The sequence below is a fragment of the Micromonospora craniellae genome (genome assembly GCF_014764405.1).
In the GTDB taxonomy this organism is placed as follows: domain Bacteria; phylum Actinomycetota; class Actinomycetes; order Mycobacteriales; family Micromonosporaceae; genus Micromonospora; species Micromonospora craniellae.
In genome coordinates this window covers 1,239,723-1,252,029 of the sequence record NZ_CP061725.1, presented here as the reverse complement: position 1 = coordinate 1,252,029, position 12,307 = coordinate 1,239,723, and the positions used below count along the sequence as shown (strand labels likewise).

Annotated in this window: 12 protein-coding genes and 1 pseudogene; 4 read left to right on the top strand and 9 right to left on the bottom strand. The window is 70.0% G+C overall.

The window, feature by feature from the left end; genetic code table 11:
* The first annotated feature begins 13 nt into the window (after positions 1-13).
* On the top strand, positions 14-2,926 hold the full coding sequence (locus ID554_RS05745) for an ATP-binding protein (RefSeq protein ID WP_117229618.1): 2,913 nt from the start codon (positions 14-16) through the stop codon (positions 2,924-2,926).
* Positions 2,927-3,016: 90 nt separating this feature from the next.
* Here ID554_RS05745 and ID554_RS05740 read toward each other — a convergent pair whose 3' ends face one another.
* From ID554_RS05740 to ID554_RS05725, 4 genes are all read right to left on the bottom strand, one after another.
* The gene (locus tag ID554_RS05740; protein ID WP_223884447.1) at positions 3,017-3,622 is read right to left on the bottom strand and encodes a DUF305 domain-containing protein; all 606 of its coding nucleotides are present in this window, start codon (positions 3,620-3,622) and stop codon (positions 3,017-3,019) included.
* Complete coding sequence (locus tag ID554_RS05735) at positions 3,607-4,410, bottom strand: lytic polysaccharide monooxygenase (RefSeq protein WP_117229616.1); 804 nt, start codon at positions 4,408-4,410, stop codon at positions 3,607-3,609. The genes ID554_RS05740 and ID554_RS05735 overlap by 16 nt, the downstream gene beginning before the upstream one ends.
* A 68-nt stretch (positions 4,411-4,478) precedes the next feature.
* Positions 4,479-5,807 (bottom strand): sensor histidine kinase, encoded by a 1,329-nt coding sequence (locus tag ID554_RS05730; protein WP_117229615.1) that lies wholly within the window; start codon positions 5,805-5,807, stop codon positions 4,479-4,481.
* The gene (locus ID554_RS05725) at positions 5,804-6,490 is read right to left on the bottom strand and encodes a response regulator transcription factor (protein ID WP_117229629.1); all 687 of its coding nucleotides are present in this window, start codon (positions 6,488-6,490) and stop codon (positions 5,804-5,806) included. Before ID554_RS05725 ends, ID554_RS05730 begins: the two co-directional genes overlap by 4 nt.
* A 36-nt stretch (positions 6,491-6,526) precedes the next feature.
* Here ID554_RS05725 and ID554_RS05720 point away from each other — a divergent pair, with 36 nt between their 5' ends.
* Positions 6,527-7,117 carry a DNA mismatch repair protein MutL gene (locus ID554_RS05720; protein WP_117229614.1) on the top strand — a complete coding sequence of 197 codons (591 nt, stop codon included), beginning with the start codon at positions 6,527-6,529 and terminating at the stop codon, positions 7,115-7,117.
* Between the two features lie 23 nt (positions 7,118-7,140).
* Here the strand turns inward: ID554_RS05720 and ID554_RS05715 are convergent, their stop codons facing one another.
* The 3 genes from ID554_RS05715 to ID554_RS05705 all read right to left on the bottom strand — a co-directional run bounded on the left by ID554_RS05715 (position 7,141) and on the right by ID554_RS05705 (position 10,205).
* Entirely contained in the window at positions 7,141-7,968 is an 828-nt protein-coding gene (locus tag ID554_RS05715; protein ID WP_199489254.1) for a DUF72 domain-containing protein, read from the bottom strand.
* 123 nt (positions 7,969-8,091) lie between these two features.
* Entirely contained in the window at positions 8,092-8,838 is a 747-nt protein-coding gene (locus tag ID554_RS05710; protein ID WP_117229613.1) for a hypothetical protein, read from the bottom strand.
* Between the two features lie 119 nt (positions 8,839-8,957).
* Positions 8,958-10,205, bottom strand: coding sequence for a glycoside hydrolase family 16 protein (locus ID554_RS05705; RefSeq protein ID WP_117229612.1), 1,248 nt, complete (start codon positions 10,203-10,205; stop codon positions 8,958-8,960).
* A gap of 189 nt (positions 10,206-10,394) precedes the next feature.
* On the opposite strand from ID554_RS05705, the gene ID554_RS05700 reads away from it, so the two are divergent.
* Positions 10,395-11,120: a Clp protease N-terminal domain-containing protein gene (locus ID554_RS05700; RefSeq protein ID WP_117229611.1), complete on the top strand. Its 726-nt coding sequence runs from the start codon at positions 10,395-10,397 to the stop codon at positions 11,118-11,120.
* A gap of 4 nt (positions 11,121-11,124) precedes the next feature.
* On the opposite strand, the gene ID554_RS05695 is transcribed toward ID554_RS05700, so the two are convergent.
* Positions 11,125-11,643 (bottom strand): hypothetical protein, encoded by a 519-nt coding sequence (locus ID554_RS05695; protein ID WP_117229610.1) that lies wholly within the window; start codon positions 11,641-11,643, stop codon positions 11,125-11,127.
* A gap of 109 nt (positions 11,644-11,752) precedes the next feature.
* Complete coding sequence (locus ID554_RS05690) at positions 11,753-11,935, bottom strand: DNA repair protein (protein ID WP_117229627.1); 183 nt, start codon at positions 11,933-11,935, stop codon at positions 11,753-11,755.
* A 193-nt stretch (positions 11,936-12,128) separates the two neighbouring features.
* On the opposite strand from ID554_RS05690, the pseudogene ID554_RS05685 reads away from it, so the two are divergent.
* Positions 12,129-12,287: pseudogene (locus ID554_RS05685) on the top strand (GNAT family N-acetyltransferase); the annotation flags it as partial.
* Positions 12,288-12,307: the final 20 nt, after the last annotated feature.

Here is a 12,307-nt window from a genome sequence, read left to right as displayed (position 1 = left end):
ACCATGATCTTGGATGCCCTCTCTTCATGCCCAGACATCGACCCCTGACTTCGGAACTACTCGTCTAGACCGCGCGGGTGCGTCGCTCGACCTGGAGGATTTCAACCGCGAGGTCGAGCTGGCCGGAGCGCTGACCGAACCGGCGCTCAAGATCAAAGCACTGCGCTCTGCGTTGTCGCTTTGGCGTGGCCGGGCGTTGACCGGGTCGACCAGCGCACCCTTGCTGTCCCAGGTTGTCAGCGTCGAGGAGATGCGGCTGACTGTCCTCGAACAGTGTGTCAATCTCGAACTGGAGAGTGGCGAGCACTCGGCGCTCATCGGCGAACTGACGGCGGCCGTGGCCGAGAACCCGTTCCGTGAGCGTTTCGTGGCACAGTTGATGATCGCGTTGTGTCGTTCGGGGGCGCGGGCTGAGGCGCTGAGGGTGTTCGACAACACGCGCCGTCTCCTGCGCGAGGAACTGGGCATGGACCCAGAGCCGCAGTTGGCGGAGCTTCACTATCGCATCCTCACAAACGGGCTGCTGCCCGGCACCACCGATCCAGCAGCTGTGCCCGAGCCGGAGCTCCCCTGGCGTAACCTGCCGGGCGAAGGAATTCGGCTCACCGGCCGAGAACGGGAGGCTGCCACCGTTCTGCGGACTCTTCAGCAGCATGCCGAAGGTGCTGGCGAGACGCCTCCGGCTGTCGTCGCGATCGACGGGATGGCGGGCATCGGTAAGACGGCGCTCGCGGCACACTGGGCTCACCGCGCCCGGCACCACTTCCCGGATGGCCAGCTCTACATCAACATGTACGGCTACGCGAACCGGGCACCGGTGCGTCCCGCCGAGGCGCTCGCCCAGTTCGTCCGAGCTCTCGGGGCACCGGTGCAGAGCATCCCACTGGGCGTCGACGAACTGTCCGCGCTGTACCGTTCGCTGCTGGCGGACCGTCGTGTGCTCGTCGTGATCGACAACGTCGCGTCGGTCAGTGACGTCCGTCCGCTGCTGCCGGCGACACCCGGGTGCATGGTGCTCGTGACGAGCCGGAACCGCTTACGTGGGTTGGTGGCTCTGGATGGGGCGTGTCGGCTGCATCTCGACGTGCTGACTCCGGATGACGCCAACACCATGTTTACTCACCTGCTTGGCCGGCAAGCGGGGAACACCGGGTCGGAGAACATCGACGCCCTAGCCGCAGCCTGTGCCTATCTCCCGCTCGCCATGCGTATTGCGGCCGCGACCATCGCGGACCGGCCGGCGCAGTCGGTGGAGCATTACATCGACAAGCTCAACGTCGGCGATCGGCTTCATCTGCTGTCCACCGGCGACGACGAGCGGAGCATGGTGGGTGCCGCCTTCGATCTCTCCTACCGCGCACTGCCGGAAGGGGCGCGGAGAATGTTCTGCCTGCTGGGGGTCGCGCCAGGCAATGACATCTCCGTGTCCGCCGCGGCCGCGTTGCTGGGCGACACCGTCTCGATGGCAGAACTGCTGCTGGAACAGCTGGTCGCCACCCATCTGTTGGACGAGCACCGTCCGGGCCGGTTCAGCCACCACGATCTTATGCGCCTGTACGCCCGACGGCAGGCACAGATCGAGTTCACAAGCGAGATGCGGTGTGCCGCCCTGGGGCGGCTGCTGGCCCACTACCTGCAAACTGCGGACTCTGCCGCCCGTCAGTTGTACCCTCAGATGTTTCGGCTCCGGCTGTCGGACCCGCCACCGGGCGTCCCGGTGGTGTCACTGAACGACCATCAGGCGGCACTGGGTTGGCTCGATCACGAACGACCCAACCTCGTGGCACTGGCCAAGGTGGTCACCGACAGCGAGGTGCGTCCGTTGATCTGGCTGCTCGCGGACACGCTGCGTGGCTATCTCGCCCTACGCCAGTACATGCACGACTGGTTCACCATCGCCGAGGCTGGGCTGGCCGCCGCATGCGCCGAGGGCAGTGTGATCGGGCAGGCGGCAGCGCATCACAGTCTCGCGCAGGCGTGCCACAGCACGACGCGTTACGCCAAGTCCATCAGCCACCTGCGCCAGGCATTCGCACTCAGTGAGCAGGCTGGCTGGTCAGAGGGGCGCACGGCGGCGCTGTGCAATCTGGGCATCGTCTACAGCGATCTCGGTGAGCTTGAGGCGGCTGTGTCGCACTTCACCCGGGCGCTGCATGCGAACGAGGTCAGCAACAGCCTCGCTGGGATCGCGGTCAACCTGAACAACCTTGGTGACACGTACCGGCGCATGGGCAAGCTCCTGGAATCGGTCGACTATCTTGCCGCCGCGCTGGTTCGCTACCGCATGTTGAGGTCTCCGACCGGGCAGGCCAGCGTGTTGACCGGGCTTGGCGGGGTCCGGAGGGAACTGGGTCACCTGGCTGCCGCCAGGAGCCTGATCGACGAGGGTCTGGAGGTCCATCGAGGCATCGGAGACCGTTACGGCGAGGCGACTGCCCTGATCGAGCTGAGCCGGGTACGGGCCGACAGCGGCGAGCACGAGGAAGCCTTCGGTGCCGCGGTCGAGGCACTCGCGCTGAGTGAGGAACTCGGCGACCGTCAGATGGAGGCCGACGCCCACAACGGGATCGGGCAGGCGCTTGCTCTCCAGGGTGACGTTAAGGGTGCGATGGCTCACTATGAGCAGGCGTTGCGCAGAGCTCACCAGACTGGCTCGCTGCGTCCGGAAGCGGAGGCCCTGATCGGATCGGCGGTGCTACTCGGCCGGACTGATCGGCGGGCCGAGGCCGCCGAGCGGGCGAGCCGTGCGGTGGAGATGACCCGTCGGGCGGGCTATCGCAGCCTGGAGCGGCGTGCCGCCGCTGCGCTGGAAGCGGCTCGGCGGCCCTGGCCAACGGCTCGTGTTCCACGCCAGCGCGGTCGCGAAGCCGCAGAGGTGGGCGTCGGGGGCCGATCGCCGACCCGGGATGCGGCGGAGACGCCCTGAGAACGCACGGCACGGACGCAGGTTCGACAGTTCAGAGCGACCTCGGCGGCGGGGGACGGCGGTGGCCACCGTCCCCCGCCGCGATACCGGCTACTTGGTCATCAGTTTCAGCATCTGCTGGATCCCGCCCTGCCGGGAGGCGCGTACCCGCTCGCCGAAGGCTTTGGTCTCGGCGTTCTTCCCGCCGGTGCGGACCAGGTTGGCCAGCTCCATCGCGTTGTGCTGGTGGGCCAGGAAGAGGCTCAGGAACGCGGTGTCGAACTCGGCTTCCTTGACCGTCGTCAACGCCTCGATCTCGGCCGGTCCGGTGCCGGGCAGTCCGCCGTGGTGGGCGTGCAGGTTGGGCGCGGTGTCGACCTCGGTGGACTTGCCCCAGCTCTTGAGCCAGCCCTCGATCATCTTCAGCTCGTCGGATTCGGTGACCTGCACCGCCTGGGCCAGGGTCTTCAGCTCCGGGTCCTGGGCCCGCTTCACCGCGGTGGCGGTCATCTGCAGGGCCTGCCGCTGGTGGTGGACGAACATCTGGAGGAACATCACGTCGGTGTCGTTGTACTCGTCGCCGGCCGTGATCTCGGCGACCGTCGTGTCACTCGTCGACACGGGCGGCGGCTGTGCGGCGGGCGAGCCGCACGCGCCGAGCAGGAACGGGATGACGAGGGCCACAGCGACCAGTCGGCGCCTCACAGCGGGAGCCACAGCGCGAGGGTGTAGATCGAGGGCTCCCAGCTGTTGATCGCGGTGTGGCCCTGCCGGCACTCGTACCGCCTGCCCTCGAACGTCACCACGTCCCCGGTGCGGTAGCTGACGCCGGCCGCCCAGGCGTCTCCCCCGACTGCCGGCGGCGGGGCCGCGCTGGTCGGTGCGGCGGTGGTCGGCGCGGTGCCCGGCCGGGTCGGCGCGCTGGTGGGCGCGGCCGTGGTCGGTGCGGCGGTGGGTGCGGCCGTGGTCGGGCGCGGGGCGGGCGCGGCACCGCCGCCGCCGACGATCAGGTCGACGCAGTTGTAGAAGGCCATCGGGGTGTCGCCGATGTTCCAGACCGCGAGCAGCCGCTGCCGACCCGGGAAGTTGCTCAGGTCGATGGTGTGCGACACGGTCGCGTCCGGCTGGGCGTTGCCCTCGTCGATCTCGGCGACCAGGTTGCCGTCGATGAAGTACTGCCAGTCGGCGGTGCGGTGCCGGGCGGTCAGCACCCAGGTGAGCGTCACCGAACTGCCCACGTTCCGGGCCGGCCAGTCGCGGGACTCGTCGGAGAGTACGGACCACTGGGCCACTCCGCCGTCGCACCGCTGAGACCCCTTGGGCGCCTCGACGCTCTGCGGCTCGAACTGGATCGGGCCGCAGTCGGTGACCGTCCCGGCCGCGCACAGGGCCTGTCGGCTGGGTGGGTTGGACACGTATCCGTGGGCCTGGGCGGGCGAGGAGACCGCCAGGGTCGAGGCGACCATGCCGAGGGCCACCAGTGGATAGGTGATCTTCCTGCGCATCTGAACTCCGTACGGCTCGCTGCGGCTGTGACGGCGAGGACGCTAATGCGCGGTTCCATAAAGGAGCCTTAACGGCTCCGGAAAGGATCATGAAAGCCCGGGCTGCTTCCGAGCCGCTCCGGAGCGTGGTCTACCGGCCTGAGCAGGATCCCGACCCGGGCGCCGCCGAGCGGACTGCGGGTGACCACCAGGTGACCACCGGACGTCTCGGCGGCCCGCCGCACGATGTCCAGACCGAGGCCGGTCGACCCGGCGGCGCTCACGCCCCGCTGCACCGCCCGGGTCGGGTCGGCGATGCCGGGGCCGGCGTCGTCCACCAACAACCCGTCCGGCGAGACACTGACCCGGAAGGCGGCGCCGTCCGGAGTGTGCGAGAAGACGTTGCCGAGCATCGCGTCCACCACCAGGATCAGTTCGCTGCGCGGCATCGGCAGGATCACCGGCACGTCGCCGCCGGTCACCTCCCACGGGCGCTCCTGGTCCTCGGCCAGCACCGACCAGAACGCCAACCGGTCGGCCAGCACCTCCACCAGGTCGGCGCTCTGCCCGTCCCGCCCGTCGGTGCCGCGCCGGACCCCACGGATGATCGAGTCCAGTTCCTCGTCGAGCAGGTCGCAGGCCTGCCGCATGCGCTCGCCGATCGGGCCCGGCGGCATCGCCTCGGCGTCGAGGCGGAGCGCGGTCAGCGGCGTACGCAACCGGTGGGAGAGGTCGGCGGCCAGCTCGCGTTCCCGGTTCATCAGCAGCCGCAGGTCGTCGGCCATCGCGTTGAACGAGCGGGCCGCATCCTGGAGTTCACGCGGGCCGTTCGGCTCCGCCCGGGCGGTCAGGTCGCCGCCGCCGAGCCGCCGCGCCGACGTGGACAGGTCCCGGGTGGCGCGCACCAGCCGGCCACCGAGCCGGTCGGCGAGCAACGTCGAGCCGGCGACCAGGACGATCGCCAATCCACCGAGGACGAACCAGGCGGTACCGACGCCACGGCGCAGTTCGGCCTCCGGCACGTACACCTCGACGATCACAGTGCGGCCGTCGGCGAGCACGGTGGGCTGGAGGTACGCGACGCCGTCGTCGGCCGGGGCCAGCACCGAGCGGCGGTCCTGGGCGGCGCTGCGCACCTGCGCGCCGGTGACGTGGGTGCTGCCGATCGGCACGCTGTCCGGCAGGTGCACGGCGAGCCTCCCGGCGCTGCCCGCCGTGGTGCTGGCCACCGCGTTGGTGAGCAGCATCGGGTCGGCGTCCATGCCCAGCACGGTGACCAGCGCGGTGGCCTGCTGTCGGGCCTCGCTGACCGCCCGGTCCCGGGCGATCTGCCCGGTCGCGATGGCCAGCGGCACCAGGAAGGCCAGTGCCACCATCGAGGTGATGGCGATGGCCAGCCGGTTCAGCGCCCATCTCATCGCGGTTCGACCATCATCACGCCGACCCCGCGCACGGTACGCAGGAAGCGCGGCCGGGCGGCCGTCTCCCCGAGCTTGCGCCGCAGCCAGGAGATGTGCACGTCGATGGTCTGTTCCTCACCGATCTTTGCCTGGTGCCAGACCTCGTTCATCAGCTCCCGACGGCTGACCACCTGACCGACCCGCTCGGCCAGGTACGCCAGCACGTCGAACTCGCGCCGGGTCAGTTGCAGCGGTTGCCCGCGCAGTTCGGCCAGGCGCTGCCGGGGCCGGATGGTCAGCTCGCCCACGCTGATGCACGGTGGGGTCTCGTTCGCGGTGGGCCGGGCGCGGCGGAGCACCGCGTCGATGCGGGCCAGGATGTGTCCACCGGAGAACGGCTTGGTCACGTAGTCGTCGGCACCGCCGCCGAGCAGACTGATGATGTCGGTCTCGGAGCGGCGGGCGGTCGCCACGATCACCGGTACGTCGGAGACCGAACGGATCATCCGCAGCGCGTCGGCACCGTCGATGTCGGGCAGGCCGAGATCGAGGATGACCAGGTTGGGTCGCTCGGTGGTGACGACGCGCAACGCCTCGGCGGCGTGCCCCGCAGGCCGTACCACGTGACCGGCGTCGGTCAGCGCACGGGTGAGGGCGGCCGCGATGTTGCGGTCGTCCTCGACCAACAGGATCATCGCCATGGCGTACACCATATGGGTAGATGAGACGATGTCTTCGTGCGATCTTCCTGGTGGGCGCCGATCGCGGGGTGGTGCGTCGCCACCGCGTCGAGCATCGTGCTCGCGTCGATGGCGATCCTGCCCGTGTTGCGGGAGCCGGTCGCGGAGGACCGGACGCTGAGCCGTCTACCCGCGGCCCAGACACCCGGCCCGCCGACGCCACTGCCATCGTCGGCGGCCGTGCCGACCGGTACGACGTCGCCGACACCCCGCACGAGCCCCGACCAGACGGAGAGCACCACGCCGCAAGCGGTGCAGAGCCGCCGCCCGACGACGAGACCGAGCCGGACCACCGCACCGACCGTGACCACCGAGGACGGTTGGACGGTGACGGTGGGCGACGACGGCGTCCGCAGCTACGTCCGCTCGTTCCGCGTGGAGGGCGGCCAGGCGGTCGTCCGGATGACCTCGGTGGGCGTGGTCGAGCTGGTCACGGCGACCCCGGCGGACGGGTACGCGGTGCAGAAGGTGCAGAACTCGCCGGACAACATGGCGGTCTACTTCAATGCGCCGGGCCGCAGCTTCATCATCCACGCGATCTGGTGGGACGACCGCCCGTTCGTGCAGGTCAGCAAGGTCGGCTCGTAGCATGACCGATGCCGTGCGGCGGGTCAGAACAGGGTGGTGGGCTCCAGCGGGATCGGCTCGGGCAGAGGCGCCAGGTCGGGTACGCGGGCGCGGACCTCGTCGTGGAAGCGGCGGGCGAGGACGGGCGCGTCGACGTTGTCGGGGGTGTGCACGAACATGGTGGGGGAGCGGCCCTCGCGCAGCCAGTCGACGGTGATGTCGACCCAGTGCTGCCAGCCCTCGACCGTCCGGTCGGCGTCGTCACGGCCGAGGTACCGCACGATGGGCCGGTCGGTCAGCGCGTGGGTGCGTAGCGGCATCCGTGGCTTCTTGGTCCAGGCGTCGCGTTCGGCGTCGCTGGTCGGCGGTGCGGCGAAGAAGGCGGTGGTGTCGAAGGAGACCCATTCGGCGTCCGCCTCACCGAGCACGGTCTCCAGCAGCCGCGTCGCACGTGTCTCGGTGAAGAAGGCGGGATGGCGGACCTCCACCGCCGCCCGGTAGGTGGCGGGCAGCCGGCGCAGGAAGCGGGCCAGCGTGGGTACGTCGTCCGGGCCGAACGAACCGGGAAGCTGGACCCAGAGGGCGTGGGCGCGCGGGCCGAGCGGCGCGATCGCGTCCAGGAACACCCGCATCGGCTCGGTGACCTCGCTGAGTCGGCGTTCGTGGGTCACCACCTTCGGCAGCTTGGCCACGAACCGGAAGTCGGTGCCGGTCTGCTGCACCCAGGTGGCCACGGTGTCCCGGGTCGGCGTGGCGTAGAACGTCGTGTTGCCCTCGACCGCGTCGCACCACCCGGCGTAGTGCCGCAGCCGTTCCTGCGTCGGCAGCGGATGGGCCAGCAGTCGACCCTGCCATGCCTTGTGCGCCCACATCGCACATCCGACGTGCAGACGCATGGTGTCGACCACCTTCACTCCAGACGGCGAGGCCCTCTGCCCGCCCTCGCCGACGTACGGTATCCAGGCGCTCGATGCCGACCGGTGGCCGGGCGGGGTTCAGCGGTCGGCGTCGGTGCGGTCGACGGTGAGGGTGGAGACGCCGGAGGTGGCGTCGATGTCGTAGCGGTCCGGGGCCGACTCCCACTCCGGTGGCGTCAGCACCGTGCCGCCGGCCACGCCGGAGTGGGTGGACCCGTCGACGGTGACCGACCCGGCGCCACCGCCCGCGCGTACCCGCACCGGGGCGTCACCGGCCAGGCGGACGACGACCTGGCTCGCGCCACCACTGAGGACGGTGCGCTGTGTCCCGTCGGCCGGCGGCAGGGTCAGCTCGATCCGGTTCGCTCCGGCGGTGAACTCGACGTCGCCGAGCTGGGCGTCGCGCAGGTCGAGGTGCTGCTCCTTGGCGCCGCCGCTGAGCCGGAGATGCCAGCGTACGGAGTGGTGCAGCACCACCTCGACGATGGCTGGCCCGTCCTGTCCGCTGCTGCGCAGGCTGGTGAGCAGGCTGCCGTCGGTGAGGGAGACCGCAGGGCGCACGCCCGCGTCGCGGGGCGTCGACACCCGGTACGCGTCCCCGCCGAGGTCGGCGGTGCGCAGCCGCACCACGTCGGCGCCGTCGAGCAGGACGAAGGTGGCCTCCCGCAGGTCGTCGGCGCTGCCGGTGACGACGTGCCCGGACCGGCCGTCGCCGCGGACCGTCACCCAGGTCCAGGTGGACACCAGCACCACCACCAGGACCAGCAGTGCTCCGCCGAGCCACCACCAGAACCGCCGCCCGTCGGCCGCTTGATTGTTCTCCACGTCGCCTCCCGTACCTCGGTGACCGTAGGGCTATTACCCGCCGTGCCCGTCATCGACTCTTACGGCTGAGAAGGCGTGTGGGCTCACCGCCGACGGCGGTGAGCCCACGGGCGCTGCGGTCAGGCGCGGGACCACTTCTGGTTGGCGGTGCCGGCGCAGTCCCAGAGTTGCAGCCGGCCGCCGTTGTTCGGGTTGTTCTCCCGGACGTCGACACACCGGTTCGCGCTGAGGTTCACCAGGTCACCGGCGGGGCTGAGGGTGAACCGCTGGGCCGGGTTGCCGTTGCAGGCGACCAGGTTGACCTCGGTGCCGTTGGCGGTGCCGGCCCAGGCCGGGTCCATGCACTTGCCCATGGCGCGTACGGTGCCGTCGGCGGCGAAGGTCCACGCCTGGGCGGCGGTGGTGTTGCAGTCCCAGATCTGCAACGGCGCCCCGTCGTACGGGTTGGCGCTGGGGATGTCGATGCACCGTCCACTCTGCTGGCCCCGGATCCGGGTGGTGCCGGTGTTGCCGTCCGGGACGTACGCGTAGACCCGTACGTAGTCGACCAGCATCTGCTGCGGGAACCGGGTGCTCGCGTCCGGGTGGCCGGGCCAGTTGCCGCCGACCGCGACGTTCAGGATCATGAAGAACGGGTGGTCGAACACCCAGCGGTTACCGCCGAGCCGGCTCGGGTCGACGCGGAAGAACTCCTGGCCGTCGAGGTACCAGCGGATGCTGTTCGGTTCCCAGTCGACCCGGTAGGTGTGGAAGGCGTCGGCCAGCGGCTGCCCGATGACGCGGCTGCCGGTGATCCCGCCGCCGCCGGAGTAGCCCGGCCCGTGGATGGTGCCGTGCACGGTGTTCGGCTCGCGGCCGATGTTCTCCATGATGTCGATCTCGCCGGAGGCCGGCCAGCCGACGTTGCCGAAGTCGTTGCCGAGCATCCAGAAGGCCGGCCAGATCCCCTGACCGCGAGGAATCTTGATGCGGGCCTCGAACCGGCCGTACGCCTGGCTGAAGGTGGCGGCGGTGAGCAGTCGGGCCGAGGTGTACTCGCACCGGCCGTAGTGGCACTGGTAGTTGGCCGGGTTCTCCCGGCGCGCGGTGATGACCAGGTTGCCCTGCCCGTCGTGCACCGCGTTGCTGGTGCTGTTGGTGTAGTACTGCCGCTCGTTGTTGCCCCAGCCGTGGCCGCCGATGTCGAAGCGCCACTTGGACTGGTCGACCGGCGTGCCGGGCAGGGCGTTGAACTCGTCCTGCCAGGTGAGCCCGCCGATGGCGGCGGCGGCCGGCGCGGCGGTCACGGGTACGACGAGCAGGCTGGCGACGACGGCTGCGGCGAGGACGGCGGCTGTCCGTCGGAGCCTGTGGGAGATGGTGGACACGATGGTCTCCTTGGGGGTGGGCGGATGAGGCTGGTGCCCCGACGAGGAGGGGAGAGCGCTCTCCGAATCGCAGTCTGTCGATTTATGAAGATTTAGTCAAGGTTGTTAACAGCGATCATGGCGCCGCGCCACGCTCGGTGATCGTCAACTTTTGGTTGACGATGGCGAGCGTCAACCTATGGTTGACGCATGACGAATCCGGTCCCGATGAACACTCCCGTCCGGCTCGACGACCTGATCCAAGCCATCAAGCAGGCCCACACCGACGCACTCGACCAGCTCACCGACGCGGTGATGGTCGCCGACCACATCGGCGAGGTCGCCGACCATCTCATCGGTCACTTCGTGGACCAGGCCCGCCGCTCCGGCGCCTCCTGGACCGACATCGGTCGCAGCATGGGGGTGAGCAAGCAGGCTGCGCAGAAGCGCTTCGTGTCCAAGGGGGACGCCGGGCCGATCGACCCGCAGCAGGGGTTCAACCGATTCACCCCACGGGCCCGCAACGTCGTGATGGCCTCGCAGAACGAGGCCCGTGCCGCCGGCAACGCCGAGATCGGGCCGGTGCATTTGGTGCTCGGCCTGCTCGCCGAGCCGGACGGGCTGGCCGTGAAGGCGCTGGCCGCCGGCGGGATCTCGGCCGAGGCGCTACGCGAGGCGGCCACCGCCGCACTGCCGCCGTCCGTGGACAAGGTTCCGGACCTGGTCCCGTACGACGCGGCCGGCAAGAAGGCGCTGGAGTTGACCTTCCGTGAGGCGCTCCGGCTGGGCCACAACTACATCGGTACGGAGCACATCCTGCTGGCGCTGTTGGAGCAGGAGGACGGTGAGGGCGTGCTGACCGGTCTCGGCGTCGACAAGGCCGCCGCGGAGGCGAACATCGCGGCGGCCCTGGCCAAGATCCGGGTGTTCGAGTAGGCGATCAGGACGCGGTGGGGAAGCCGTACCGGGCCGCGTGCTCCGGGTCCGCCGGCTCGATCTGGCGCAGCCCGGCGTCGGCGAGGCGCTTGTTGACCTCGTCCAGGTGCTCGCGCACCAGCCGGGCCTCCTCCTCGGTGACCCGTCCCCGGTGCGGCTTCCCGGCGTGCTCGATGGCGCCGTAGTCGATCTTCTCCGCCGCGCGCCGCGCCTTCGGCGGGCGTACCCGCTCGGCGGTCTTCAGCAGTTGGGCCATCGGCATGTCGGTGGCCATCGCGTCGAACTCGCTCGCGGTCAGCACCACTCGGCGCGGCTCCCCGTTGCCGTGCCGGTCGTGGATCTCGACCACCGCCACGTCCAGCGCGGCGTCGTCGATGCTCTCCACCTCCACCGGTATCGCGTCCAACTGCACGGGCCCGGCCACCAGGTCAGGATGCTCGACGACGACGACGCGGACCGCCTCGTCGTCGGGGCCCAGCGCCGTGCCGCTGAAGTCGGAGACGCGGATCGTCTTCTTGCCCATGTGCGCAGTTGCTCCTGTCGTGGCCTGTCGGAGGACCAGCAGACGTTACCCGACAGGTGTGCGAAAGGACGCGCTGGCTCGCCGGGTCATCCCGGGCGTCGGAGGGTCCTCAGTGGGTGTTGAGGTGGCGGCGGGAGGAGAAGCCCGCCGGCAGCGCGTTCAGGTCGTGCCAGGAGAGTGTGCCGAGGTCGGCGCGGTGACCGCGGTACGAGGGCTGGCCCGGGAAGCGTCCCGCGTCACCCCATATCCGTCGGGTGTCCTGCCCGTAGCGGTCATTGGGCTGAATCGGCATGTCCCCACCGTTCCAAAGAAAGTTGTCCATGTATGGAAATGGATATGACGGTTGGTCGATGGGTCGGGTTCCCGTCCGGGGTGTCGGTCACCTGATCGGTACCGCGGCCCGGAGCGCCCGACGTACCGTGATCGGCGGGAGCCGGCGCGACGGTGCGGGAGGTGGGGCGATGCTCGACCCGCGGCCGGAGTCGCTACCGGGTGCGCTGCCGGCGGCGGTCGGTCATCCGGGCTGGGTCGTGCACGACGACGTGTTCCGCTGGAGCGTCGCCCCCGCGCCACTGCCCGACGTCGGTGAGTGGATGCAGCCCGGCGCCGCCGGGCTGCCGTCCTGGTTGCGTCTGTCTGATCGCAGGGCGCGGACCGTGGATCC